This window comes from Deltaproteobacteria bacterium HGW-Deltaproteobacteria-6 (assembly GCA_002840435.1).
GTDB lineage: Bacteria > Desulfobacterota > Syntrophia > Syntrophales > Smithellaceae > UBA8904.
Map to the genome: position 1 here is coordinate 415,106 of PHAT01000001.1, position 25,748 is coordinate 440,853.

The window sequence follows — 25,748 nt, forward strand, 5'->3', positions numbered from 1 at the left end:
TACGTGTTCATAAAGTTTATTCGCTTTTCTTTTCTGGCTTTCAGTTTGTTGTTTTTACCGTTAACAGCGGTAAGTATCATGGCCGCCCAGCCCACGTCCGTTGTTCAGAGTCAACCGGATGCTAATGCAACACTCCCCAAACCCGTTTTGCAGAAAATACCGGAAATATCCTTATCCGATGCCGTGTTGAAAACACTCAAGGTTAATCCCGGCGTCTCCGTCTATCAGGAGAAAGTGGTGCAAAGCGAAGGGCTGCAGCAGAAAGCCGCAGGGCAGTTTGACTGGTCCGTGCGGTCCCTGGTCTCCTACGACCGTCAAAAAGCTTCGTTAGACAGCTATGACCAAAAGGATGCGCTGGCCTATTCGCTGCTCAATAAAACTCCTTATTATGATTATTTACAGGAAGACACCAAAACATATTCACTGGGGCTGGCCAAACAATTCCGTTCCGGTATTACAGTAGCGCCAAATGTTGCGGTGGTCGATTATGATTCCAATGCCGATGTCAAGGGGCCAATCAGCCGTTCGGAAATGCGCATCGAACTCAATGTTCCTTTGTTGAGAGGTCTGGGAACCCAGGCGACCGGAGCCGATGAACTGGCGGCAATATCGCAGGCCAAGTCCACCAGGCTGCTGGCCCGGCAGAATATCGCCCAGGCCATATACAATACCGCCATCAGTTACTGGAACTCTCTGGCGGCAAAAATGAGTTTTGAACTGACGGCCGATACGCAGGAAAGATCAAAAAAATTACTCGACTTGGTTGAGAAACTTGTGCGGGCCGGGTTACTGGAACCGGCGGCGCTCAATCAGGCCAGAGCCAACCTGCTGATCGGTCAGGTGGACGTCAGCACCGGAGAAACATCTTTTTACAGAAGCAGACAGGCCCTGGCCTTGGCCATGGGCATGACACCCCGGGAACTCCCTGATGCTCCGAATCCCGGAAGCCGGTTTCCCGGCGTCATCGACGCGTCTGCATTGAACAACGTTGATATCAACCGGTTCATTGACGAAGCCATGCGCAGGAGAGGCGATTATCTCGCCGCCCAGACCGATATCGAAACCGCCAGAACATTGCTGGCGAAAGCCGAGAACGAAACCAAACCCAAACTGGATTTGGGATTAAAGCTGGGATATGCCGGGGAGGATGAAGCTTTCAGCTCCAATCGGTATTTAAGTTCAATGAGCCGCAATGTTACCGGACTTAACTCATTGGTATCACTGTCCCTGGAATTGCCCGTTTTCAATAATGTGGCGCGCGGCAATATGGTTTACCGCAAGTCACTGTTTCGGGAAGCGGAACTCATTCAGAATGATTTAGCCAACCGGATTGCTTCGGATATATTGAATGCCTATAGATCCCTCTCCTCGGCCATCAATGAACATCAACTCGCTTCCGAATCGGAAAAAGCCTATAAGAAAGCCGTGGAATTCGAAAATCAGAAATACAAGGCGGGTTCATCGACGCTCACGGCGCTGATCGATATTGAAGACCGTTATCTCCGCTCCAGAATAGCGACCATTGAGGCGCTGCGTAAATATTCGGTTGCCATGGCGCAATTCCGTCTGGTTACCGGAACCATGCTGGACGTTCAGGATAAAACATTGAATTTTGATGAACAAAAATTACTGGAATTTCCTTTAATTATTCAGGCAGGCGTTAATAATGACAGGATGATAAAATGAAGAATAAAATATTTCTTGTATGTTGTTTGGCAGTCGCCTCGATATTTACCGTCCTCGCGGCAACGGCGACGTTTGCCGCCGAGAAAAAGATCGGCGCTCTGGGCAGAATAAAACCCCACGGGGGCGTTGTTCTTGTCAGCATCCCTCCGGGCAATATTATTTCTTCCGTGCTGGTGAAGAGAGGGGATGTCGTTAAGAAAGGAACGCTTCTGCTCATCTCCCGGGAAGCCTATCCGAATGAGGCGGAAATAGCCGCGGCGGAAATGGATTTGAAAGAAGCGAATACCGCCGGGAAAAAAGCAATCGAAATAAAAAAACTGGAAGCGAATATTGACAAGATGCAACTGGACCATGCCCGGTCATCTTTAAAACGCATGCTGGAAGGGGGAAGTGACACGTATTCAACCCAGGCCAAGGAAGAAAAGGAGCATGCGGTCAGCCTTGCCGAAGCAAAATTCAATTTATCCACCAAAGAGCTGGAGCGACTGAAATTAAATCAGGAGATTAATGCATCCAGGGCATCGGCCAAAGTCAAGGCGGGCAGAATCAAGGCGCAGCAGTCAAGGGTTTGCGCGCCCATTGACGGAACCATACTGGAAATCAGCCAGAACATAGGCGGTTCAGCCGAAGGTGAAGCGGTCGTAAAAATGGCGGATCTGAGCCGGATGGATGTATTGGCGGATGTCTTCGAGGGAGACGTTTTCAAACTTTTTGTGGGAGCAAAAGCAACCATCACCAGCAAGGCGCTTTCCCATTCATTGACAGGCAAAATTACCGCGATTGGAAGAATTGTTTCAACAAAATCCCGCAATGTCGAGATTATGATCAGGCTGGATAATGCGGATGCGGCTTCCCGATTGATTAATCATGAAGTTAATGTTTCCTTTGATTTGCCCGGTACTGCCCGGAAGTAAATGCGGATACGGGTGTACCGCCGCTTTGTAACCTGGAGAAAATGTGAATACACAACCTGATAAAGCAACCGCTAAATCCGCCGGTTCAGCCGTCAAGACGCCGGTCGTCGAGGTTAAGGGTGTTAACTTTTCTTTCGGACAGGGCGAAGGACGCAAACAGGTTCTTTATGACAACAATCTGAGTTTATATTCAGGCGAAATTATTATCATGACCGGTCCATCGGGTTCCGGAAAGACAACTTTGCTGACGCTGATCGGCGCCCTGAGGGGATTGCAGGAAGGCAGCCTCAAAGTATTCGGCAACGAACTGGCCGGACTTGGCGCAGCCGAGCAGGAAAAAATACGCCGAAATATCGGCTTTATCTTTCAGGCCCATAATCTGCTGGATTCCCTGACCTGTTATCAGAACGTTAAACTGGTGACAGAATTAATCGATTACTCGCCGGGAGAAGCGGACCGTCTGACTTCGGATATCCTGACAAAGCTCGGGATGAAAGAACGCATGCTTTACAAGCCCCAGAGTCTTTCCGGCGGACAACGGCAACGGGTAGCCATAGGCCGCGCACTGGTCAACCGTCCGGGTTTGATTCTGGCCGATGAACCGACAGCCGCCCTGGACAAGGAAACCGGACGCCAGGTTGTCGACCTTTTGCGTGATCTGGCGGAAAATGAAGGCTGCACCATCATGATTGTTACACATGACAACCGCATCCTGGATGTGGCCGACCGCATCGTTACCATGGTGGACGGTTATGTCGCATCCGATGTAGACGTCAATGAATCGCTGACCATCGTGCAATTCCTGAAAAAATGTTCCGTGTTTGAAACGTTCACGCCGACGCTGCTCGCCGACGTGGCCAACAAGATGCAGCGGGAGGCCCATCCGGCCGGCACGGTCATCATCAAACAGGGAGACGAAGGCGATAAGTTTTACATCATACGGCGGGGTAAATTAGACGTGCTGAAAGAAAGCACGGGAAGGGTGGATGTTGTTGCTACTCTGGAAGCCGGTGCTTTCTTCGGCGAACTTGCCCTCCTGAGAAAAGAACCACGGGCCGCTACCGTCAAAGCAGTGGAAGAAGTTGAACTGTTGACGCTTTCCAAAGACATATTCATGGATGTTGTAGAAAAGAGTGCGAGCTTCGAAGAACAATTACGCCGGGTATATTTCGCCAGATAGTAGGTTTTCGAAAAAATTATTCGCCGTTCATATTTCTAAGAAAAACAACTTCCGATATATTATCCTGCACAATTTTAATTACAAAGAAACCAGACAGGGCCAGTCAGTCGACGGCGATCATTCTTTGCTGCTTTTGTGAATCAGGCGCGTTTTTTCAGTACCCCTGCCCGGAAGATAGCTATATTCCTGCTCCAGGTCGGAAGCAATTCTTTCCCGCCAGTTGATCCGGATCAGACAGGGCAGGGCCGTCAATGAATTAAAGTCCGCAGGTAAGTCCTCAGGGTCGATATCGCACTGGTTCTTGTAATAGACAACGGTATAGTTGCCGACAACCACGGATTCATGCTGGAAAAAATAACAAACAGGCATCAGTGCTAAAATACAAAAAGCTCCCGCAGCGGCGATCCAGATATTTTTAGCATTTTTTTGTTTCTTTATTCCCATGGTTGCGAAATATAGGAAATAAAATACAGTTTAGCAAGGTATACTTTTCATTACGTATAGTTCCGGTGCTGAATGGCTTCTATATACCCGAAGGTTCCGGTGGAAATCTGGGCGGCATTGGCTTCATCCGTATCCAGATGCATATCCAGCCGATATTTGGGATTGACGCGCACCAGCACGTCGCCAAAAATCAGTTCCCTCACACCCTTGACTTTAACCATGACCACGTCTTTATCCCGCAATCCGAGGTTCAACGCTTCTTCAGGCGATATGTGGATGTGGCGCTTGGCGCAGATAACGCCTTTGTCCAGTTTTACCGTGCCCGCATCTCCTTCAATGGTTATTCCCGGAGTTCCCTCAAGATCACCGGAGTCTCTGACGGGAGGATCGATGCCCAGCTTGAACTGTTCGGTGCGCGAGATCTCCACCTGGGATTCTTTGCGCGCGGGACCGAGAATCCGGACGCGTTCAATTCTGCCTTTCGGGCCGATCAGGTTAACCGTTTCAACGGCTGCAAACTGATCCGGCTGGCTCAGTTCGGAACGGGGGGTCATGGTCTTCCCAGCGCCGAAAAGCATTTCAAAATGCTCCTGGGTCAGATGAACATGATGCGCCGATGTGGATATGACGATCGGCCGTGATCTGAGCTGCTTAATATCTTCTATAGACCGTGTACGGCCCAGTGCGTGGACTGTCTCCCGGGCAATCATTTTTTCTTCATCCGCCGGAACGACAAGAATTCTGATTTTAGAGGCGGGTTCGGAAATATCGGTGATCCGGCCGCGCCGGGCTTTCATTTTGGTGTTAATGTCATCGAACACAATAATGCCGAGCGCTTGCATGCCATGACAGATGCGGGCGCGTATGTCGATGGAATTTTCCCCGATGCCGCCGGTGAAGATGAGGGCATCGAGCCCGCCCATGGCCGCAAAGTAGGCTCCGATATATTTTCTGATCCGGTAGCAGAAAGCACTGACCGCCTTTTCACACCTGACATCTCCCGCTTCCGCCTCTTTTAAAAGGGTCCGCATGTCGTTGCTCTTGCCGGAAATTCCCAATAAACCGCTTTGGCAGTTGAGCATCCGGTCAATCTCATCGGCAGTCATCTCCCGATGCCGCAGCAGATGAAGGATGACCCCGGGATCAACATCTCCGGCGCGTGTTCCCATAATCAGGCCTTCCAGCGGCGTCATGCCCATGCTGGTATCCACGCTGCGGCCATGATCAATCGCGCAAACCGAAGCGCCGCTTCCCAGATGGCAGGAAATAATTTTTAATTCACCCAGCGGGCGTTTCAGAAACGTTGCCGCGCTCAAGGCGACAAACTTGTGATTGGTGCCGTGAAAGCCGTAGCGGCGAATTTGTTCTTCATCGCAGACCGTGTAAGGCAGCGCGTAGGTATAAGCATCTTCCGGCATGCCCACGTGAAAGGACGTGTCGAAAACAGCAACCTGCGGAGCATCGGGAATGAGCTTCTGCATCAGCTCGATTCCTTCCAGATTATAGGGATTGTGCAGCGGCGCCAGGGGAATCAGATCTTTAATCGCCGCGGAGACCTCAGGGTTGACCATGATGGAATTGGGAAACCGCACACCGCCATGAACGACACGGTGGCCGACCGCTTTGATTTCGCTTAAATCGCCCATGCCCGTATAAGCCATGTCGGTGATTGTGGAAACCATCAGGGTAAAGGCATTTTCAACGGCTGCGACCTCCTTCACCGGAAACTTTTTTTCAGCATCCGGTGTCCTGATCACATGGGAGGCGTCGCCGGAACCGATTTTTTCAATGAGCCCTTCAATCACCGGGGATGTTTTCGTCGTATCAAATAACGTATACTTCAGGGATGAACTGCCGCAGTTCACGGTCAGGATCTTCATGGGCTCATAGACGGAAGAAAAATTCAGATCGTAAGGATCTTCATTTTCCTTGTGAATATTTTTCAGCCGTTCCCGGGCGTCATCCTGTTCATTCCGCAAGAGCCTTTTGGTCACGAGTCGCGTGAATTTGACGAGCGTTTGGGGATTCCTGGCAATCATTCCGGAAAATATTTCGCGTGGAATCCGGATAATTCTGGCGGCCCGAAAGGCAACGACGTCCAGCACCGCCGGTTCTCCGGTTAACAGGGACATTTCACCGAAGACTTGCTCCCGTTCCAGAGAGGCAACCGTGCGCTGACTGCCGTCGTCCTCCGTGAGCAATACTTCCACTTCACCGTCATAGACCACCCACAGGAAACGGCCGGGTTCTCCCCGTTTGATAATCAGGCTGCCGTCCGGAAAATCGATGACCTGCGCGTTTCCGGCAAGGAGGGCAATGTCATCGTCGGGCAAATCGGCAAGAATCTCGATTTTTTTCAGAAACAAGGGAAGTTCCATTTTTGCCTCCTTGGAAATAAAAAGGTTTCATTGTCGGGAAGAAAAGTATCCTGCTTCAGCAGATATTGTTTTATGATTTGCCGGCAAACCGGGAGCACGTGCCATACCCGAGCCGGCGCATGATAATAAATGAAACTCATGATGCGGACTTCGTTTCATTCGTTTTCAGTAAGTGCCATTAGTATTACAACATCTGGAAAACAATGCAATACAAAATAAAGCATGCCCAATAAAGCTGAAAAATAAAAAAAGCTGAACTCTGGCATAACATATGTTACAAATAACGAAACAATGGCGTATTTTAAATGCGCAGATAAATTTTCTTTGAGGGATATGAGTAAATTTATACGAACAAGCCGGCTTATTGCCTTCTCACCATTCCTGGCGCTGATGTTTCTGTGCATATCGGGCTGTGAAAGCCGGTATGAAAATTTAGATCTCAGCGCCTATCAGTACCGGGATACAAAAGATCTTGTCAAATTTGTTTACAATGCTTCGCTGATCCTCAAAAAAGACGGTTTGAAAAGTCTGGAATATTTCCGCAGCAACCGGAAGCTTCATTACACGCCGGACTACTACCTTTACATTTACGAAATGAACGGCGTGAATCTCTACCACGCAGGCATGCCGCATCTCGAGGGTAAAAATCTTTGGAATCTGACGGACAAAAACGGTAAAAAACCCATTCAGATGGTGATAGCGGCCCTGGCTGATAAGAATAATCCCCATGGCTGGGTGCATTATTCCTGGTGGGAGCCGGGAAAATTCTATCCTGTTCCTAAATCCTCATGTCATTTCCGGGTTACAACCCCCGAAGGCAAAACATTATTCGTCGGCGGCGGTTTGAATTATCCACATGAAGAAAAAGAATTCATCAGAATTATCGTCGATGATGCCGCTCAACTGCTCAAGGAAAAAGGTGATTCTGCGCTGCCCTTGATCGAAGACCCCGTTTCTGAATATATTTTCCGGGATGTGAAAGTATTTGTATTTACCAGGGCGGGCAAGCTGCTTGTATCGCCCGTGATGAACGACAGCCTTGCGGAATTCAAACTGCTGGATTGCGTCGATGAAATGGGCCACAAACCATTCGAGAAGGCGCTGAAAGAGCTGATGGATAAGAATTCAGTCTGGGAAATATTTCTGACGAAGAACCGGTATCAGCGGACCCTGGTCAAGAAGAGTTTGTACCTGCGCAAAACATCTGTCGCCGGCCAGGAAATCTACGTCGGCGCGATAACAGACCTTCCCCAGCCACCGGGATAATTGAGGCGGTAAATGGCAGAGAACGAACAATACGAATATTCTGTAAATGAAGTGCCGCCATTAGGACATTTATTGTTGTCGGCGTTTCAGCATGTGCTGATCATGGTTGTCGCGATCGGCCTCCCTATTATTTTTGCCGGTCAGCTTAACGAAACACCTGAATTTACGGCTTCTCTGGTAACCTTTTCCATGCTGGCGTCGGGTATCGGCTCAATTCTCCAGGCACTGCGCCTGCCTTATCTCGGGTCCGGTTATTTATGCCCGAATCTTTGCGGTCCTTCTTATTTGAGTCTGTCGCTTTCGGCGGCGTGGATTGGCGGCCTGCCTCTGATGCGCGGCATTACGATTGTTGCCGGTTTGATTGAGATGCTGCTTGCGCCGGTCATTCACAAGCTTAAAAACGTATTCCCGATATATATTGTCGGACTGGTTGTCGCGCTGGTGGGAATCAGCGTTATTCAAATTTCGATAACATCGTTTTTCGGTCTTACTTTTCAAGGCGATGCCGTACGGAATATCGATATTTTTATCGGAACAGTTTCACTATTGATTATGGTCTGCTGCAATATCTGGGGGAAGGGATTTGTGAAGGTTTATTGCCTGATTATCGGGATATTCCTGGGTTGGATGCTGGCGCTGATCCTGACTCCCGAGTACTGGCAAAACCTTGTCTCAATCAAAAACAGTCCGCTTTTTGCGCTGCCTCAGTTTCATACGCTGCAAAACCCGATTGCATTCCGTTTCGATCTGCTGATTCCTTTAATTGTTATTGCCATCGGCAGCACCTTGAAAACCTTCGGCAATCTTTTGGCTGCGCAGAAAATGTCGGAGCCTGCGCTGGAAAAGATAAACTTCATTCCCATACGCAACGGCATTATTGCCGACGGCCTGGCGACCACTCTGTCGGGATTTTTAGGTTCGATGGCCGTGGACACCTCTTCGAGCAATATCGGCCTGGCCGGCGCCACAAAAGTGCTCAGCCGATGGATCAGCGTGGCGGCCGGAATTATTTTTATTGTACTGGCGTTTTTCCCGATGCTGACCAATGCCCTCTCTCATATTCCCAAACCTGTTCTTGGCGCTTCGCTCATTTTCAGCGGATGTTTTATGATTTGCGCGGGGTTAATACAGATGCTGAATGAAAACTGGGACCAGCGAAAAACATTTGTGGTCGGGATTGCGTTGTTTTTCGGTTTAAGCACCGCTTTTCTGCCTTCGCTGTATGCCCGGGCGCCGAAAATTATCCAGACGTTTTTTACCGACCCGTTGCCGACGGCAACAATTCTTGCCGTGATATTGAATCAATTATTTAATCTGGACATCATTTATAAAAAAATAAGAAAGAGAGATTAGAACCATTTTTTCACCGGCTTCCGGCCCCCCCGGAGGTTTTGAGCGGAAAAAAAATAATACTGCATCGATTCTCCGTCACGGATGGCCGCAATGCCCGGCCATGAACGCTTCGTCCGGGCGTCCCGAGATAAACGGAGTTCGCTTTCAATTCTTGATTGATGCATGACCAAAATATCCTTGACAGACATGATTGCGTTCCCTATAGTTTGCCAACAAAAAGGACAGGTTGCCATGATGAAACCGACACTCACCCTCAAACGAAAGATCATCGGCCTTGCCGTACTGGCTGCGGTTTTACCCGTTGTGGTCATGATGATTTTTATGGGATCGTTCCAATCCTCCGTCTCCAAGCTGGCATCGAAAGAGTTGAGCGATGTCGCCATGACGAACATGGCCCAGATTGCCAAGGATGTCTACGGGCTTTGTGAAACATCCAATGATCTCATCCAGAAAAAAATCAACAACGGTTTGAATGTGGCAAGAGATGTTCTGAAGCAGCATAAGGGCATCGAGACGGGCAGGGAAACGGTCAGCTGGGATGCCGTCAATCAAATCACCAAACAGACCCGGAAAGTCGAGCTGCCTAAACTGATGACGGGCGGCGCCTGGCTTGGTCAGAACAGAAATCCCGCAACACCGACGCCCATTGTCGATGAAGTGAAACACCTGGTCGGCATCACCTGCACCATTTTTCAGCGCATGAACGAAAACGGCGACATGCTGCGGGTGGCAACCAACGTGCAGGACTTGGAAAACCGGCGGGCCATCGGGACCTATATTCCGGCTGCCCTGCCGGATGGAACGGCTAACCCGGTTATCGAGACCGTTATGAAGGGCCAGCCTTACCGGGGGCTTGCCTATGTGGTTAACACCTGGTACCTGACCGCCTATGAACCGGTCAAAGACAAGGCCGGAAAAATTATCGGCATGCTCTATGTGGGAGAGAAACTGGAAGCCGTCGGATCGCTCAGGAAGGCTATCCAGGGCATGAAGGTGGGAAAACTGGGCTATGTCGGCGTTGTTGGCGGCAAAGGGGAGCACAGAGGCCGCTACATCATCTCCAAAGACGGCGCCCGTGACGGTGAAAATATCTGGGATCAAAAGGATATCCATGGCAACGCCATTATCAGGACCCTCATAACCACTGCCCTGAAACAGCCAAAGGGCGAGTCCTTCTATCATGAATACATCTGGCAGAATCCCGGCGACCCGCAGCCCCGGAAAAAGGTTTCCTCCGTGATTTATTTTGAACCCTTCGACTGGGTCATCGTAGCAGGAACCTATGAAGATGACTTCTTCAGGCCCGTCGGCCATGTCAATGAAATGATCAAATCCCTGTTCCTGAAAGTGCTGCTGGCGGGCGCACTGATCATTCTGCTGTCCGTGTTTCTCGCGGTGTTTCTGGCACGCCGCCTGACCCATCCCCTGGAACTGACCACCAGCCTGGCCCGGAAAATTGCCACAGGAGACATTCAACAAACCCGTGAAGAATTGGCGGGAGCGGAGTCGGTGCGGATTATCCAGTCGGGAGATGAAACGGGAGAACTCCTGCGGGCTTTCCAGACCATGACGGGCAATCTCGATTCCCTGATCGGCCAGGTTCATCGGTCCGGCATTCAGGTAACCACGTCCGCGACCGAGATTGCCGCCTCAGCCCGTGAGCTGGAGGCAACCGTGGCCCAGCAGGCGGCATCCACGACCGAGGTAACGGCCACCAGCCGCGAGATTTCCGCGACGGCAGACGATCTTGCCCAAACCATGGACGGCGTCAACGTCTCTCTCAATGAAACCATCGGTATGGCTGAATCAGGCCGCAATGACCTGACGCATATGGAAATGGCCATGCGCGAACTGGTCAAGGCCACGACATCGATCTCTTCCAAGCTGGCCGTTATCAACGACCGGGCCAATAAAATCTCCCATGTGGTCACCACGATCAATAAAATTTCCGATCAAACCAATCTGCTGTCTTTGAATGCCGCCATCGAGGCGGAAAAAGCCGGTGAATTCGGGCGGGGCTTCTCTGTCGTTGCCCGTGAGATCAGCCGTCTGGCCGATCAAACGGCCATCGCCACCCAGGACATTCAACAGGTGGTGGCTGAGATGCAGACCTCTGTTTCAACCGGTGTGATGGAGATGGACAAGTTTACCGACGAAGTCCGGCGCGGGGTGGAAACCGTGTCTACCCAGAGCGGACAACTCGCCAGGATCATCGATCAGGTGCGTATCCACGGCCCCCAGTTTACCGCCGTAAAGGACGGCATGTACGGCCAGTCTCAGGGAGCACAGCAGATCAGCGAAGCCATGAGTCAGTTGTCCCTGGCGGCAGGGCAGACCAAGGAATCGCTGCATGAATTTAAACTGGCGACGGAGCAGCTCAACGAGGCCATAGGCGGGCTTCAGTCAGAGGTCTCCCGGTTCAAAATCAGTTCCTGATCGGAAAACCATCATGTTACTACTTCAGTTTCAAGCCGGCACCGATCGCTACGGTCTCGATATTGAACAGATCATCGAAGTATCTTCTCTTGTATCGCTCAGGGCCATTCCTCACGCGCCTCCGGAAGTGGCGGGAACGTTCAACTACCGGGGAACCCTCACGCCAGTTGTGGATTTGACAGCCCTGCTGACGGGTATTCCTTCGCGCCACCGGATGAGCACGCGCATTATTCTGGTGACCTATCAGGGCGAAGACGGCCGTTCGCACGTCCTGGGGCTGCTGGCCGAAGCGGTAACGGAAATGATTCACTGCAGGAAAGAAGACCTCCAGCAGCCGGTTGTATCGGTGAGCGGCTCAGCTTATCTGGGAGACATGATCTACGATGAGCAGGGGTCCATCCAGGTTCTGGACATGGAGCGGCTGTTAACCCGTGATCTGCTCTTCACCCTTTTTCCGCCGGAGGTCAGTAACGGATGAATACGCTTCCCGCCATTTCACGATTCCTCACCGTAACCCTGGGTATGGCGGAGGATGCTATCGGCAAAGGGGCTGTCAGCCGGGCCATTGCCGCAGCCATGCACAATGAAGGCATCTCCGATCAAAAAGAATATGCACGGTTGTTCGTTTCGTCCGAAGCCGTACGGCAAAGGCTCACGGATGCCGTCGTTGTCGGGGAAACCTGGTTCTTCCGTGACCGGGGCCCTTTCACTTATTTGGCCCGCCATAGCCGGGAATTGCACAATATTCGCCCCGGGGCGCCTTTGAGCATACTGTCCGCTCCCTGCGCAACCGGCGAGGAGCCTTATTCCATCGCCATGACCCTGCTTGCCGCGGGTGTTCCGCCTGAAGACTTTAACGTCGATGGGGTGGATGTCAGCATAGAAGCGCTGAACAAGGCGCGGCAGGCCTGTTATGGAACCGGCGCCTTCCGGGGACATATGGGAGAGGATGTCGCCCGGTATTTTCAGGAAACGCCCCACGGCCGGAAGGTTGCGGATCAGGTGATTGAAAAGGTCGCCTTTCATCATGACAATCTGGTCATGCCCGGCTGCCTTGACGGACGAGGCCCTTATGAGATCATCTTCTGCAGAAACCTGCTGATTTACCTGACTCCCGAGGCCCGCCGCAAAGTCTTCGAGCGGCTGGACAGTCTTTTGCTGCCGGGAGGGTTGCTCTTTACCGGCCATACGGAAACGATTTTCTGGCATCAGCAGGGCTATCTGCCTCGCAAGTGGGATCGGGCTTTTGCTTTGACCAAACCGGCCTTGCAGCCGTTGCAGAAAAAGGCTGCCGCAACAACAGCTCCGAACACCAGGCATCAGGACGCAAAGATCGCAGTCAAGCCCGGCCCGGCAGCAGGCAGCAAACCGCAAAATGAAGCAAACGGCGAGGATTCTTCGACAGGGCTTACAGACAGGAAGCAGCCGGTCAGGCCTGCCAGGGAAAATGAGGAACCATCCCCGGATGAGCGGATTTTGGAGGCCAGGAGGCTTGCCGATCGGGGTGACATGGATGGCGCCGTCAGTCTTTGTCAGGAACATATCCGGAAGACCGGGCCGTCCGCGGAGGCGTATTGCCTCATGGGAGTGATCCGGATGGCCAGGCAGGATATGAACTCCGCGTTGGATTTCTTTCTCAAATCCATCTATCTCGATCCCGGCCATTACGAGAGCCTTATCCATATCAGCCTTATTTACAGGGAAAAGGGGGATAAACAAAAAGAAGCTCTTTACCGCGAACGAGCCGAAAGAAAAGCAGGGACTGAAGCAAAGAAGATGGAAACGTCCCAAGCGCCTTCCATGACGGAGAACATCAGGCGAAGGACGACCAATGGATAGACATATGGAAAGCGTGAATAAATATTGCTGGAAAGAGAAGGGAATCTTCGGAGACGGATCGTGCCGGGAACTGGCGCTTCTGATCCATTGCCGCCGTTGTCCGGTCTATGCCACGGCGGGAAGACGGCATCTCGATCGGGAATTGCCGGCAAAATACCTGGAGGAACGGGCAAAAGTCATGGCCATGCCCAAAGAGATGGCCAGGATGGGAACCCTGTCCGTCATGGTCTTTCGCCTGGCGGAAGAACGATTTGCCATCAAAACCATTTTTTTTCAGGAAGCGGCGGAGCCGTCCCCGATCCATACTTTGCCGCTGAAGGTCAACCGCGTTTTTCGGGGCATTGCCAACATTAACGGAGAACTTTTGCTGTGCGTTTCCATTGCGGATCTTCTGGAACTGACGACGGATGTTGAAAGCGATGCGCCGCCCGTGGTTCATGAGCGAATGCTGGTCATCGGAAGGGAAGGGCAGCGTTTTGTGTTTCCGGTGGAACAGATTCTGGGGGTTCACCGGGTTGCCCCGGAAGATCTCGGTGAAGTTCCGGCCACGTTATCCCGTTCGGCAAGATCCCTGACGCGCGGTATTTTTCTGCTCGATGGCCGTCATGTGGGGCTTCTGGACGAAGAACGGCTTTTCCCGGCTATGACGAGGAATCTTAATCAATGACCGCCGCATCTGCCAATACACCCATCGATCCTCTCATGCTGGATTTGTTCCGCGTGGAGCTTACGACCAACACCCGGACGCTGGAGTCGGGGCTGGTTACGGCGGAACGGGACCAGACACCCGGGCGGATAGAACCGCTCATGCGGGCCGCTCACTCCATCAAGGGCGCCGCCCGGATTGTGGGTTTGAATACGGCCGTCACCCTTGCCCATGCCATGGAGGACGTGTTGTCCGCCGCTCAGCAGGGGAAAAGGCCTCTGACGCCCGATGCGGTAGACCGGCTCTTGAAGGGAAACGATTTTTTTGCAGGCCTTGCCAGCCTGGATATCAGTGAACTGCCGGCTGCTCTGGAAAAAGGAACCGATGAAATTCAGGTTATGGCAGGTCAGCTGCGGGAGTTTCTGTCCGCGCCGCCCGAAGCGGTTCAGGCAACACCTCCCCCAGTTGCGGCCGTAGCAGCGGAGATGAAAACCGTCCCGGCAGCGCCTTGTGTTCCATCTGTTGCCGCCCCGACCGTCATTTCCCAAAAACCTGTGCCGCAGCCAACGCCCGATGCTTCCATTCAGGACGTTGCCTCTGCGGGGCCTTCAATCGCGCCGCCGGCCGTTCGCAATCGCCGCACACAGGATCAGGGAGAAGGGGGGCTGGTGCGTGTCAGGGCGGAAAACATGAATCGCCTTATGGCCCTGGCCGGGGAATGCCTTGTCCAGGCGCAATCCGTCAAAACGGTCTATCAAAGTCTTCTGACCCTGAAGAAGGACATTGTTGAACTGGAGAAACCCCTCCAGCTTTCCCTGGAATCCCGGGTGAAAGACACCGACGGCGTCCATGAGGAAAACCTTAAGGAATCACTGATCCGCGCTGCCGCCGCCCAGCAGACGATTTCCCAGGATATTGTAAGATTCGAGCGTTTCTCCCGCCGTCTGGAGCATCTGGCTCATCGCCTGTACAACGAAGTCATCAGCAGCCGGATGGTGCCTTTTTCCGACGGTCTTCACGGTTTTTCCCGGATGGTCAGAGACCTGGCCCGGGAAACGGGAAAGCAGATAAAATTCGAGATTGCCGGCGCCGCAACCCCGGTTGACCGGGATATTCTGGAAAGATTGGAAGCTCCGCTGTCGCACCTCATCCGCAACGCCATTGACCACGGCATGGAGACACCTTTGGAAAGACAGCAGGCCGGAAAAGCCGCTGAAGGAACCATCATCCTGGAAGCCAGGCATGTAGCGGGAATGCTGAACATCACACTAGCCGATGACGGCCGGGGAATTAATCCGGAAGACCTCCGGGGCAAGGTGGTCGAAAAGGGGTATGTCACGCCGGATATGGCCGGGAGCCTGAGCCGGGCTGAATTGTTCGAATTCCTGTTTTTGCCCGGGTTCTCTACAGCCAAAGCCGTAACGGAAATTTCCGGGCGGGGCGTCGGTCTGGATGTTGTGTTCAATATGGCCCATGAGGTGGGCGGCACCGTGCGTGTTGATGCGGAAGCCGGTCATGGCGCCCGTTTCCATCTCCAGCTGCCGCTGACCCTTTCGGTTTTGCGGACACTGCTCCTTTCCATTGCCGATGAACCCTATGCATTGCCGCTGTCGCGCATCGATCGGGTTTTGTCTCTTACCCATGCCGATATCAAGGAAATTGAAGACCGCCCGTATTGTACGCTGGACGGGGAGCATGTGGGCATTCTCGATGCCCGTCAGCTTTTTCAACTGCCGCAGGCTTCCGCCCCGTCGGGCCGATTTTCAGTCGTCATCATCAGCGACCGCCTGAATCGCTACGGCCTGGTGGTTGACGATGTCATCGGCGAAGAAAACCTTGTTGTCCGCCCGCTGGACAGCCGTCTGGGAAAGATTCCCAACGTCAGCGCCGGCGCCATTCTGGATGACGGTTCGCCGGTCGTGATCTTCGACGTGGACGATCTGGTCCGGTCCATTCACCAGCTCCTGACCACAGGCAAGCTCCAGAAAATCGGCAAGAGCCGCCAGGCCCTACAGGCCGGAAAGAAGCGGGTGCTGATCGTCGATGATTCTCTGACCGTGCGTGAAGTGGAGCGCAGACTCCTGGATAACGCCGGCTATGAAGTTACAACAGCCGTGGACGGCGTGGACGGCTGGAATACACTGAAAACAGAATCCTTTGATTTGCTTATCTCCGACGTTGATATGCCCCGCATGAACGGCATCGATCTTGTCCGGACGGTCAAGACCGATCCGCTCCTCAGGGAAATGCCGGTCATGATTGTCTCCTATAAAGACCGTGAAGAAGACAGGCTGCGCGGGCTGGAAGCCGGAGCCAACTATTACCTCACGAAAGGCAGCTTTCATGACGAAAGCCTGCTGACGGCCGTGCGCGACCTGATCGGAGGCCCCTGATGATCCTGAAAATTGCCATGGCTCACCATGACGCCATTGCCCTGAAAACAATTCAGCAGATCATCATTCAGGAAACAGACTGTAAGGTTGTCTGGTCAACTGACAACGGGGGTGATGTTATCCGGAAATGCCGGCGTAATCCGCCGGACATCCTGCTTGTCGATCTGGAGCTGGCCAACATGAACGGCGCCAGGCTTATCTGTGATGTCATGGCTGAAACGCCATGCCCCATCCTGATTCTGTCCGATTCCATCGTGAAACAGGCGGGAAAAGTGTTTGAAGCGATGGGCTGCGGGGCGCTGGACGCCATTGCCACGCCTACTCTCCATCCCAACGGTCTTGTGGAAGGCGCGGACGCCCTGCTCAAAAAAATATCAACGATGGCCAAACTTCTCGGAAACGTGACGCAGCCGGCGCCGGCTACTGCTCCCGCTGTCTTGTCAAAGTCGGATCGCCTGCCGCCTCTGGTGGCCATCGGTTCTTCAACGGGAGGACCCAAGGCTCTGGCAAAAATCCTGTCCGGTCTTCCTACCGGTCTGGATGCCGCCTTCATCATCTGCCAGCATGTCGATCTCCAGTTTGCGCAGGGCCTGGCCCAATGGCTGGACTCTCAAACACCGCTTAAGGTGGCGCTTGCCCGCGAGGGGATGCGGCCCGAAGCCGGCGTCGTGCTGGTTGCGGGGACAAACGATCACCTTGTCCTGGGAGACGATCGCGCTTTCCACTATACGGCTGATCCGCGCGATTATCCCTATCGTCCGTCCGTCAACACCTTCTTTGAAAGCCTCCGGAAGAACTGGCCCCGGAAAGATGTGGCGGTTCTTCTCACCGGGATGGGACGGGACGGCGGGGAAGGCCTGGCGGGATTGCGCAAAGCAGGCTGGCATACCATCGTCCAGGATGAAAAGACTTCGATTGTTTACGGCATGCCGGCGGCGGCAGTGGAGCTGGGGGGCGCGGTGGAAATCCTGCCTCTGGAAATGATCGCCGGAGCCATTATGAAAAAAATACCCATCAGCAAAGGAATTGTTCTATGACCGAAAAAGAAACACAAAACACCGCCATGTCTGCGGGCAGGAGCCCTGCGGCGGACCTTACGGCGCATAAAATCAAAGTTCTGCTCATCGATGATCAGGCCATTGTCGGTGTGGCGGTAAAAAGGATGCTCGAACCGGAAACGGATATCGTCTTTGAATTTTGCCAGGACCCCACGCAAGCCATCCCGACCGCCATCGAATTTAAACCGACGGTTATTCTCCAGGATCTCATCATGCCGGATATTGACGGCCTGACTCTGGTAAAGTTCTTCCGGGTTCAGTCCCAGCTTAAGGATGTTCCTCTGATCGTCCTGTCTTCCAAAGAAGAGGCTGAAACCAAGGCGGACGCGTTTGCCCTGGGAGCAAATGACTATATGGTCAAGCTTCCCGACCGGATTGAACTGATTGCCCGAATCCGTTACCATTCGCAGGGCTATATCAACCTTCTTCAGAGGAATGAAGCCTACGCCGCTCTTTTAGCCAGCCGGCAGGCACTGGCCACGGAGCTGGCCCAGGCGGCGGATTATGTAGTCTCGCTCATGCCTGAACCCATTCCCGAAGGAAACATCAAAACGGCCTGGCGCTTTTTCCCGAGTGCCCAGTTAGGCGGTGACAGCTTCGGCTATCACTGGATTGATGAGGACAACTTTGCCGTGTATTTACTGGATGTCTGCGGCCACGGAGTCGGTTCAGCCCTGCTGTCCGTATCGGCCTTCAACGCCATCCGTTCCCAGACGCTTCCGAATACGGATTTTCGGATTCCCGAAAAGGTGCTGGCCGCGCTGAACGACGCGTTTCTCATGGAACACCACAACAACCTCTATTTCACGATCTGGTACGGTGTCTTCAACCGAAGCACCCGCAAGCTTAGCTTTGCCAGCGGCGGCCATCCGCCGGCGTTCCTTGTTTCGAAAGAGGGGAAGATGACCCACCTGTTTACGAACAATATGTTCATCGGCGGCCTTCCCGAGAGCCTCTACAAGGGAGATGCCGTAAGCGTACCTGCCGGCGCTCATCTTTACGTTTTCTCCGACGGCGTTTACGAAGTGGATGCTCCCGGCGTCAAGATGTGGACACTGGAGGAACTGGGCGGCTACTTGCTCGAAAACAGGCTGAATAAAGGCGAAGATATTGATGCCCTGTATCGGAAGATGCAGGCTTATCACGGCCAGGATATTCTGGAGGACGACTTCTCCATGATGGCCATCCACTTTGCGTAGAGTAGAGCGGCCAGGGAAAAATGGCATTGCCGCTGACAATCCAATTATTCCTGTTGACTTTTCGGGCTTGCCGTCTATACTAACTAGTATAGACGAAAGACGTGGAGGCAAAAGAAGATGAATATAGCCAAATTGTTTAAAAACGGCAGCAGTCAGGCCGTGCGCCTGCCTAAGGAATACAATTTTGAAGGAACGGAAGTGTATGTTCAGAAAATCGGCCGTTCCGTGGTGCTTTTGCCAAAGGATAATCCATGGGAAATGCTCATCAGCAGCGTTCATGATTTTACCGCCGATTATCTCTCGAAACGCGTTCAACCGCCTGTTCAGAAAAGGAAGGATCTGTAATGCGCTATCTTCTGGATACGGACGCCTGTATTTACATTATCAAAAAACAGCCGGTAAAAGTTTTTAACCGCCTTAAAAAATGCTCCATCGGCGATGTGGCGGTATCTTCCATCACAGTTGCCGAACTAGAATATGGTGCGGCCAAAAGCAGCAGGCCGGATCAAAACCGCAATGCGCTGCTTGCTTTTCTATCCCCTTTTGAGATTCTGCCGTTTGATGATCAGGCGGCTATTCACTATGGCGACATTCGATCCCATCTGGAAAAAACAGGCAAGCTGATCGGATCAATGGATATGTTGATTGCCGCCCATGCCCGCAGCATTCCTCTGATCCTTGTTAGCAATAACACCGGTGAATTTGCGCGTGTGCCTGATTTACATGTGGAAAACTGGGTGTAGGATTTGGTATCTGCTAGTATGTCACGCCAGGACATTCTGGAGGACGACTTCTCCATGATGGCCATCCACTTTGCGTTAAAGCCATGCCGTAAGCAATCCGGGATGTGAAGTAAATTGTAGAAATACCGCCAAAGCAGTTGATATGATGCAACATCTATTGACAACAGGTCTGCTCTGTGCGATAGGCCTATTGGTAATATCGAAGGACCTCTCTAACTTGATCTATTAATTTCAGCCTGGGATTCGGGTGGAACTTCGGTTCATTTTCCATGTTTTCTCTTCCATATTGCAATAAGTGGAATGTGACAAAGCGAATTGTAATAAATGGAAAACAATCTCGTCATTATTCCATGTTTCATAGTTTAATATCAAAATAAGCGGAAAATCGTTCCATCTGTATGATCTGATATGGTAGCACATATTCCGTCTATCACACGGTTAACTAAATATGAAAAGACTATCGAATCAAGACGTTGAAAAATACTATTTTGAGATGTTCAGGGAGATTTATCCCTTGCCTGCGGGAACGATAACTTACACTGATGCGCCTGACGTAATTCTAAACGGCGCAAAGCGCGTTGGTATAGAAATTACAAATTTCTTCCTTGAAGAAGGGTCACTTCCAGAAAGCGAACAATCTCAAAAACGATTGAGAGAAAAAGTTATTTCTCTTGCGCATCAACGCTTTCAATCAGAGAATAGAAAGAAATTTGAAATCTCATTTGGGTTTAATAAGGCAAATCCAATACGAGATCAAAAGATTCTAATACAAGATATTATCCAACTTGCAATAAATATAGAAAAGCGTGAAACTGGACAAATACCGATTAATGTTTTCAAGTCGATTCCGGAACTCTCTTTTGTCTATCTGAATGCAAATGAATATCCCGACGCAAAATGGAGGATTGTGCAGGTTTATGATGTTCCTGTAATATCAAGAAATCGGTTAATTGGTATTGTCAAAGCTAAAGAGGGAAAGGCAAAGAAGTATAAAAATTGCGATGCATACTGGTTGTTGGTTGTCGTTAATGCCGCTAATCCTGCTCAAGAGCAAGAAATACAAGTTGAACATTTTGAAAATATTCAGACTAATATATTTGAAAAGATAATTGTTTACAAACCGTTCTTCAACCATGTTTTAGAGGTAACTTAATTAATTAGTTTAACCGGGCGCTAAAGCGATCGTAACCCACTGAGCTGCTCCGGCTCAACTTTTCCTTAGGAGCTTAAGAATGAGGTGAATCATGCTCGATAGCAAGTTTTATAAAGAGTTTGTTTCTGAGTGGATTGAGGCGTGGAACAGTCATGACATTGAACGCATTATGGCGCACTATGATGAATCTCTCAAATTTTCTTCTCCCAAGCTGGCAAAGCTCATTCCCGGTTCCGGCGGAAAACTGAACTCCAAACAGGCTGTTCGGGCGTATTGGGTCAAGGCGCTTGCCGCGCAGCCTGCTTTGCATTTTGAATTCATCGCTGTTTTCAAGGGAGTGCAGAGTGCTGTCATTCATTACAGAGGGGTCGGTGGCAAGCTTTGCGCTGAGTTCTTCGCGTTTGACGAGCGTGGATTGGTGGTTGAATCTCATGCCCATGGCGAGTAGAAGAAACTACAAACCAGAAAACAGGAGGAGGTGCCACGATGATCCCGGAAAAACTGCTGGAAATTATGAAACAGGATGGGGTTGTTGCCATTGCGACATTGGGAAATGATGGTCCGCATATGGTCAACACCTGGAACAGCTACATCAGAGTATCATCAGACGGGCGATTGTTTATTCCCGCTGGTTACATGCATAAGACAGAGGCTAACATTGCTCAGAATCCGAATGTGCTGATTACGCTGGGAAGCAGCAAGGTTAAAGGCCTGCACGGAGCAGGCGCGGGTTTTCTGATCAAGGGGAAGGCGGCCTTCATAACCTCCGGACCTGATTTTGATTTCATGAAATTAAAGTTCAGCTGGATGCGAGCCACCCTGGCTGTCACCATTGATTCGGCCACTCAAACCTGGTGAAGGCGGGTGGATCATCTGTACCATACAGTTCCAAGACTTTGGCCGCCATGTGATAATGCAGATCAGGGTCAGACTGTGAGCGAACGGTGAGACAGCCAATAGCGGTCCCCTCATCCGTTCTGCTTCGGCTTTTCGTTTGATAAAACAATACCCGAGTATGGAGATATTACTCATGCGGGAATGGGCTGTCATCATTGTATCAGGGATTTGTTCCTTGTCGAGTTTCTACATGAGCTTTCTGGCTTTTACGCTTAGCGACAATGGCGTTTTTCTTTTTGCGGCTTTCGGGTTGTTTGCCGGTGCTTTTTTCATAGCCTCCGTTATCAGGGTGCTCGCCGCGAAGAGCATGTTGATGAAACGGATCAATGATAAAATATCCGGAAAACCCCAACCTGTTTCTTTTGTGCCTCACCGGTTTATAATGCTGGCATTAATTATCACGGGGATTGCCATTGTGGCGGCCATCGTTATACCTATTATTTTCAGATGAGGGGGCAGGGAAGCGGAGGGCTTTCAGATGCCGCTGATCCGCACGATTATAAGAACATCAACCTTACATCAGCGCCATATTTTCGGCTTCCCGCATGAGCTCATCCCGGAATTTGGGATGGGCGATACTGATCAGGGCCAGCGCCCGTGCCCGTGTTGATTTTCCCTTCAGGTTGACAATGCCGTATTCCGTGGCGATGTAATGCACGTCATTGCGGGGCGTTGTGACCATGGTTCCCGCCGGAAACTGACTGACGATGCGCGATACTTCCTCGTTTTTTGCCGTGGAGTATAAAACGAGGATGGCTTTGCCGTCAGGCGCGTCGTAAGCCCCCCGGACAAAATCGAGTTGTCCGCCTGTGCCGCTGTATTGACGTCCCTCCAGATATTCGGCATTGCACTGTCCCAGCAGGTCAATCTGGAGGATGGCGTTAATGGCCGTCATCTGGTGGTTCTGGGCAATGACGCCGGGATTCATGACATAGGAGCTGGGATAATTTTCAAAGCTTTTATCTCGATCCATATACTGAAAGGTCTCTTTACCGCCGTAGGCCAGAGAAAAAATATGTTTGCCGGTGTGGACGTTCTTATGCGCTCCGGTAATGACGCCTTTTTTAATCAGATCGACCATGCCGGGACAGAGAAGTTCCGTGTGGATGCCCAGATCTTTGTGGTTTTCCAGATAGGGCGCGATCGCGTTGGGCAGGGTGCCGATGCCCAGTTGGATAACCGCCCTGTCCGGCACATATTCGGCAACGATTTTTCCGATCACCGGGTCCAGGGGATTCGGCTGCAGGGGTAACAATTCCAGCAGAGGGACGGTGTTTTCCACAATGATCGATACGTCGGAAATATGAATCATGGCATCGCCGTAAACGAAAGGCATGTTCTCATTCACTTCGACAATCAACGTTTTGCAGAGTGTGGCCATCACGGACAAGTAGCCGTTGCAGGGTCCGAAACTGAAATAGCCGTCTTCATTCATCCGGGACACGGTTGCTACGGCAATATCGACGTCCATGGTTTCCATCACTATTTTCGGCACCTGATGGAGATAGGCGGGGATGAATTGTGTCAGACCGACCTGGACCATGTTTCTGGAGGCTTCGCTCACAAACCAGCTGTATGAATCAACGACATCGGCAATGTCCGGACTGCCCAGAGTCCGGGCAAAATGTTGCTGGGCGTTGAATGTGTAAACTTTGATGCGGCTCAGGTAACCGGTTCTTGCGCGTTCAGCAATGGCCGAAAGCATGCCCGGTGGTTCGGCAATCGTCACGCCGTGGACCAGCGTGTCTCCATCTTTAACAATGGTTGCCGCATTTTCGATGGTTGTCAGTTTTGCCCTGTACTGATCAGAGTATTCGCTCATCTTGAGAGGTCTCCCGCTGAATGTAATGCATGGTATCGCGCCCGGTTAATCCTTTCAAGCAAAATAATCAGACCCGCAGATCCCGGAGGAAGGCCTTACGATATTTTGTCGCTCAGTTTGTCGAAATAGTTGATTAATTATTGGTAATAATGTATCGGAAGAAGAAAGTTGGCAGCAAAATAATTACATGTGGATGAATCAATATGTCGGTGTTGCGCTCGTTGATCAGGAAATACAATTCCTGTAAAATTTCCACTCAATATCTTCTTTTGCTCATTCCCGTTATTTCTTTGCTTTTCATAATATTCTCGCTTTTCGTGTATCACCTGGGCAAACCGGAAGCGATGAAAACCAATCTTGAACTCTCCGAGGTAATCGCTAAAAAGACAAACCAGGCCCTGATCAGATGGCTGGAGGAGCAGATTCGCACGGCCCAGACGATCGCCCGGGATCCCCGGGTTATTGATGCCTGCCTGTCGCCTCTGGATGAGCAAAAAAGAGCGGTTGCGCAGAAATACCTTCTGGAAAGGCAATCGCGCTACCCCTATTATGAAAATATTCCCCTGGCACTCAGGCTTGCCGAAGGCCGGACGATACCCGTTGATGTTCAGGGCGAAAAGAAGATGATCGGAAATGGAAATTTTTTTATCGATACGGTGGGCGGCAAAACGATCGGGAAATGCGGCCCCGACTTCAGTTATATCAAAGCGGTTTTTTCGGGGAAGCCTTATTACATCAGCGAGGTCTATCCCAGCCTCCTGCGGGGCAATCCCATCTTTGTCGTCGCGGCTCCCATTGAACACAACGGTGAGATCATCGGCGCAACCATCGTTGCCCCGAGAATGGATTATTTTACCGAGTATTTCGTTGCAAACTCGGCCATCGGCACAACCGGCTACCTGGTGATGACCGATGAAGACGGCAGAATTATTTCGCACCCTCAGAAGAACTTAATCCTGAATGATAAAGCCCGGGATTCCATCAAACCCGTGCTGGACAAAATCGGCGCCGGTGAGTCCTATTTTTTGTCAAGCTTCGACGGCCGTCTTAAAGCCTATTATGTTGAAAAATTAACAACGGCGCAGTTTCATATGGAGGACAGCTGGTATATTATCTTTTGCCGGGAATATGATGATATCCTGGCCGGGATATTTGCCGTCCTGACCAAAACCTTCATCAGCATGCTTCTCATTGCCATTGCGGTAACCCTGCTGGTTTATTTTCTGACAAGAACCCTTATCACCAAACCAATGGATAACGTTACGGGAGCTACCAACAGCATAGCGCACGGCGATCTTCGTGTTCAAATAGACGCGGGTGAAAGCATGAACGAAGTGGGTATTTTAAGCCGGTCAATCAATAACATGACAGGCAGTATTCGCGAGCAGACAATCAGAATAAGAGAGGCCGTCGATACCCTCAATGAAATCGCCGCCTCTATTGTAATGGCTTCCAGCCAGCAGGAAGAGGCGATGAAAGGGTTCGAAGGAAACGTGGCGCAGGTAGGCGTTTCTTCAACGCAGATTTCAGCGACATCCCAGGAACTGGCCAGAACCATGGACGGGGTCAAGAATGCCGCCGAAGAAGCATCCCGGCTGGCCAATTTAGGACAGGCAAGCCTTTCCGGTTTGCAGGGCGCCATGCAAACGCTTTCCAAGGGAACGGATGTTATTTCAGAGAAGCTCGCGTTGATGCACCAGAAGGCCGAAAGTGTCGACAGCATTATTGCGACGATTACAAAAATATCGGATCAGACGAATCTCCTGTCCCTGAATGCCGCCATCGAAGCGGAAAAAGCAGGCGAGTACGGCAGGGGCTTTTCCGTCGTCGCCCGTGAAATCGGACGGCTGGCCAATGAAACGGCGATCTCGACGCTGGATATCTCCGACATTATCAGTGAAATGCAGGCATCCGTCGAAGACGGCGTCAAAGAGATGGACCGTTTCCGGGAAGGGGTGACTCACGGAGTGCGGTCGGCAAGCGACGCCACGATGCAACTCTCGCAGGTTATTATCAAGGTAGCTAATCTCAGTCCGGAATTTGATAAAGTGAACGAAGGCATGCATTTCCAATCGCTGGGCTCCCGGCAAATCAGCGACGCCATGGCGGAGTTGAATCATGGGGCAGGACGGCTGTCCAGTACGCTTTCGCAGTTCAAGGCCGTTACGGATCAGCTGAATTCAGCCGCAAGCAGGCTCATGCATACGGTTTCCCGCGCCAAAGTATAAAAATAGAGACCTTTGCATAACGACACAAAACCAGCAAATGATGTCATGCCGGCGAATACCCTGATGACCTGAAGGTCACGCGAGGGCACACGAGCCGGTATCCGGTGTTATCA

The 25,748-nt window shown here is 51.4% G+C and carries 21 protein-coding genes and 1 pseudogene; 19 read left to right on the forward strand and 3 right to left on the reverse strand.

Annotated features, from left to right (window positions below):
• The first annotated feature begins 78 nt into the window (after window positions 1–78).
• The 3 genes and pseudogenes from CVU71_01830 to CVU71_01840 all read left to right on the forward strand — a co-directional run bounded on the left by CVU71_01830 (window position 79) and on the right by CVU71_01840 (window position 3,366).
• Window positions 79–1,686, forward strand: a complete 1,608-nt coding sequence (locus tag CVU71_01830; GenBank protein ID PKN20555.1) for a hypothetical protein — start codon at window positions 79–81, stop codon at window positions 1,684–1,686.
• The gene (locus tag CVU71_01835; protein PKN20556.1) at window positions 1,683–2,600 is read left to right on the forward strand and encodes a hypothetical protein; all 918 of its coding nucleotides are present in this window, start codon (window positions 1,683–1,685) and stop codon (window positions 2,598–2,600) included. The genes CVU71_01830 and CVU71_01835 overlap by 4 nt, the downstream gene beginning before the upstream one ends.
• Window positions 2,601–2,643: 43 nt before the next feature.
• Window positions 2,644–3,366: pseudogene (locus CVU71_01840) on the forward strand (ABC transporter ATP-binding protein).
• Between the two features lie 531 nt (window positions 3,367–3,897).
• Here the strand turns inward: CVU71_01840 and CVU71_01845 are convergent.
• Together CVU71_01845 and CVU71_01850 are read right to left on the reverse strand one after the other, a co-directional pair.
• Window positions 3,898–4,224 carry a hypothetical protein gene (locus CVU71_01845; protein PKN20557.1) on the reverse strand — a complete coding sequence of 109 codons (327 nt, stop codon included), beginning with the start codon at window positions 4,222–4,224 and terminating at the stop codon, window positions 3,898–3,900.
• A 50-nt stretch (window positions 4,225–4,274) separates the two neighbouring features.
• Window positions 4,275–6,602, reverse strand: a complete 2,328-nt coding sequence (locus tag CVU71_01850; GenBank protein PKN20558.1) for an acetate/propionate family kinase — start codon at window positions 6,600–6,602, stop codon at window positions 4,275–4,277.
• Between the two features lie 333 nt (window positions 6,603–6,935).
• Here CVU71_01850 and CVU71_01855 point away from each other — a divergent pair, with 333 nt between their 5' ends.
• The 15 genes from CVU71_01855 (at window position 6,936) to CVU71_01925 (ending at window position 22,036) form a co-directional block, all read left to right on the forward strand.
• Window positions 6,936–7,868 (forward strand): calcium:proton antiporter, encoded by a 933-nt coding sequence (locus CVU71_01855; GenBank protein PKN21036.1) that lies wholly within the window; start codon window positions 6,936–6,938, stop codon window positions 7,866–7,868.
• A gap of 12 nt (window positions 7,869–7,880) precedes the next feature.
• Window positions 7,881–9,221 (forward strand): xanthine permease, encoded by a 1,341-nt coding sequence (locus tag CVU71_01860; GenBank protein ID PKN20559.1) that lies wholly within the window; start codon window positions 7,881–7,883, stop codon window positions 9,219–9,221.
• 162 nt (window positions 9,222–9,383) lie between these two features.
• The gene (locus CVU71_01865) at window positions 9,384–11,657 is read left to right on the forward strand and encodes a hypothetical protein (GenBank protein ID PKN20560.1); all 2,274 of its coding nucleotides are present in this window, start codon (window positions 9,384–9,386) and stop codon (window positions 11,655–11,657) included.
• A gap of 13 nt (window positions 11,658–11,670) precedes the next feature.
• Window positions 11,671–12,135 carry a chemotaxis protein CheW gene (locus CVU71_01870; protein PKN20561.1) on the forward strand — a complete coding sequence of 155 codons (465 nt, stop codon included), beginning with the start codon at window positions 11,671–11,673 and terminating at the stop codon, window positions 12,133–12,135.
• Window positions 12,132–13,496, forward strand: a complete 1,365-nt coding sequence (locus CVU71_01875; protein ID PKN20562.1) for a hypothetical protein — start codon at window positions 12,132–12,134, stop codon at window positions 13,494–13,496. Before CVU71_01870 ends, CVU71_01875 begins: the two co-directional genes overlap by 4 nt.
• Window positions 13,489–14,163, forward strand: a complete 675-nt coding sequence (locus CVU71_01880; GenBank protein ID PKN20563.1) for a chemotaxis protein CheW — start codon at window positions 13,489–13,491, stop codon at window positions 14,161–14,163. Before CVU71_01875 ends, CVU71_01880 begins: the two co-directional genes overlap by 8 nt.
• A 38-nt stretch (window positions 14,164–14,201) precedes the next feature.
• A complete protein-coding gene (locus CVU71_01885; GenBank protein ID PKN21037.1) occupies window positions 14,202–16,535 on the forward strand; it encodes a hybrid sensor histidine kinase/response regulator in 2,334 nt (777 codons plus the stop codon).
• Window positions 16,536–16,540: 5 nt separating this feature from the next.
• Window positions 16,541–17,572: a chemotaxis response regulator protein-glutamate methylesterase gene (locus CVU71_01890; GenBank protein PKN21038.1), complete on the forward strand. Its 1,032-nt coding sequence runs from the start codon at window positions 16,541–16,543 to the stop codon at window positions 17,570–17,572.
• A gap of 26 nt (window positions 17,573–17,598) precedes the next feature.
• Complete coding sequence (locus tag CVU71_01895; GenBank protein PKN21039.1) at window positions 17,599–18,792, forward strand: response regulator; 1,194 nt, start codon at window positions 17,599–17,601, stop codon at window positions 18,790–18,792.
• Window positions 18,793–18,909: 117 nt separating this feature from the next.
• The gene (locus CVU71_01900; protein PKN20564.1) at window positions 18,910–19,137 is read left to right on the forward strand and encodes an AbrB/MazE/SpoVT family DNA-binding domain-containing protein; all 228 of its coding nucleotides are present in this window, start codon (window positions 18,910–18,912) and stop codon (window positions 19,135–19,137) included.
• Window positions 19,137–19,535, forward strand: a complete 399-nt coding sequence (locus tag CVU71_01905) for a VapC toxin family PIN domain ribonuclease (protein ID PKN20565.1) — start codon at window positions 19,137–19,139, stop codon at window positions 19,533–19,535. The genes CVU71_01900 and CVU71_01905 overlap by 1 nt, the downstream gene beginning before the upstream one ends.
• A 448-nt stretch (window positions 19,536–19,983) precedes the next feature.
• Window positions 19,984–20,688 (forward strand): hypothetical protein, encoded by a 705-nt coding sequence (locus tag CVU71_01910; GenBank protein ID PKN20566.1) that lies wholly within the window; start codon window positions 19,984–19,986, stop codon window positions 20,686–20,688.
• 91 nt (window positions 20,689–20,779) lie between these two features.
• Window positions 20,780–21,136 carry a nuclear transport factor 2 family protein gene (locus CVU71_01915; protein PKN20567.1) on the forward strand — a complete coding sequence of 119 codons (357 nt, stop codon included), beginning with the start codon at window positions 20,780–20,782 and terminating at the stop codon, window positions 21,134–21,136.
• 38 nt (window positions 21,137–21,174) lie between these two features.
• Window positions 21,175–21,546: an FMN-binding protein gene (locus CVU71_01920; GenBank protein PKN20568.1), complete on the forward strand. Its 372-nt coding sequence runs from the start codon at window positions 21,175–21,177 to the stop codon at window positions 21,544–21,546.
• 172 nt (window positions 21,547–21,718) lie between these two features.
• Entirely contained in the window at window positions 21,719–22,036 is a 318-nt protein-coding gene (locus CVU71_01925; protein ID PKN20569.1) for a hypothetical protein, read from the forward strand.
• Between the two features lie 63 nt (window positions 22,037–22,099).
• On the opposite strand, the gene CVU71_01930 is transcribed toward CVU71_01925, so the two are convergent.
• A complete protein-coding gene (locus CVU71_01930) occupies window positions 22,100–23,407 on the reverse strand; it encodes a 4-hydroxybutyrate--acetyl-CoA CoA transferase (GenBank protein PKN20570.1) in 1,308 nt (435 codons plus the stop codon).
• A 203-nt stretch (window positions 23,408–23,610) separates the two neighbouring features.
• Here CVU71_01930 and CVU71_01935 point away from each other — a divergent pair, with 203 nt between their 5' ends.
• Window positions 23,611–25,635 carry a hypothetical protein gene (locus CVU71_01935; GenBank protein ID PKN20571.1) on the forward strand — a complete coding sequence of 675 codons (2,025 nt, stop codon included), beginning with the start codon at window positions 23,611–23,613 and terminating at the stop codon, window positions 25,633–25,635.
• Window positions 25,636–25,748: the final 113 nt, after the last annotated feature.

Bases quoted from the DNA above. Each gene is read 5' to 3' on its own strand.
- CVU71_01830 (PKN20555.1), top strand. From the start codon at position 79: ATGGCCGCCCAGCCCACGTCCGTTGTTCAGAGTCAACCGGATGCTAAT.
- CVU71_01835 (PKN20556.1), top strand. From the start codon at position 1,683: ATGAAGAATAAAATATTTCTTGTATGTTGTTTGGCAGTCGCCTCGATA.
- CVU71_01845 (PKN20557.1), bottom strand. From the start codon at position 4,224: ATGGGAATAAAGAAACAAAAAAATGCTAAAAATATCTGGATCGCCGCT.
- CVU71_01850 (PKN20558.1), bottom strand. From the start codon at position 6,602: ATGGAACTTCCCTTGTTTCTGAAAAAAATCGAGATTCTTGCCGATTTG.
- CVU71_01855 (PKN21036.1), top strand. From the start codon at position 6,936: ATGAGTAAATTTATACGAACAAGCCGGCTTATTGCCTTCTCACCATTC.
- CVU71_01860 (PKN20559.1), top strand. From the start codon at position 7,881: ATGGCAGAGAACGAACAATACGAATATTCTGTAAATGAAGTGCCGCCA.
- CVU71_01865 (PKN20560.1), top strand. From the start codon at position 9,384: ATGACCAAAATATCCTTGACAGACATGATTGCGTTCCCTATAGTTTGC.
- CVU71_01870 (PKN20561.1), top strand. From the start codon at position 11,671: ATGTTACTACTTCAGTTTCAAGCCGGCACCGATCGCTACGGTCTCGAT.
- CVU71_01875 (PKN20562.1), top strand. From the start codon at position 12,132: ATGAATACGCTTCCCGCCATTTCACGATTCCTCACCGTAACCCTGGGT.
- CVU71_01880 (PKN20563.1), top strand. From the start codon at position 13,489: ATGGATAGACATATGGAAAGCGTGAATAAATATTGCTGGAAAGAGAAG.
- CVU71_01895 (PKN21039.1), top strand. From the start codon at position 17,599: ATGTCTGCGGGCAGGAGCCCTGCGGCGGACCTTACGGCGCATAAAATC.
- CVU71_01900 (PKN20564.1), top strand. From the start codon at position 18,910: ATGAATATAGCCAAATTGTTTAAAAACGGCAGCAGTCAGGCCGTGCGC.
- CVU71_01905 (PKN20565.1), top strand. From the start codon at position 19,137: ATGCGCTATCTTCTGGATACGGACGCCTGTATTTACATTATCAAAAAA.
- CVU71_01910 (PKN20566.1), top strand. From the start codon at position 19,984: ATGAAAAGACTATCGAATCAAGACGTTGAAAAATACTATTTTGAGATG.
- CVU71_01915 (PKN20567.1), top strand. From the start codon at position 20,780: ATGCTCGATAGCAAGTTTTATAAAGAGTTTGTTTCTGAGTGGATTGAG.
- CVU71_01920 (PKN20568.1), top strand. From the start codon at position 21,175: ATGATCCCGGAAAAACTGCTGGAAATTATGAAACAGGATGGGGTTGTT.
- CVU71_01925 (PKN20569.1), top strand. From the start codon at position 21,719: ATGCGGGAATGGGCTGTCATCATTGTATCAGGGATTTGTTCCTTGTCG.
- CVU71_01930 (PKN20570.1), bottom strand. From the start codon at position 23,407: ATGAGCGAATACTCTGATCAGTACAGGGCAAAACTGACAACCATCGAA.
- CVU71_01935 (PKN20571.1), top strand. From the start codon at position 23,611: ATGTCGGTGTTGCGCTCGTTGATCAGGAAATACAATTCCTGTAAAATT.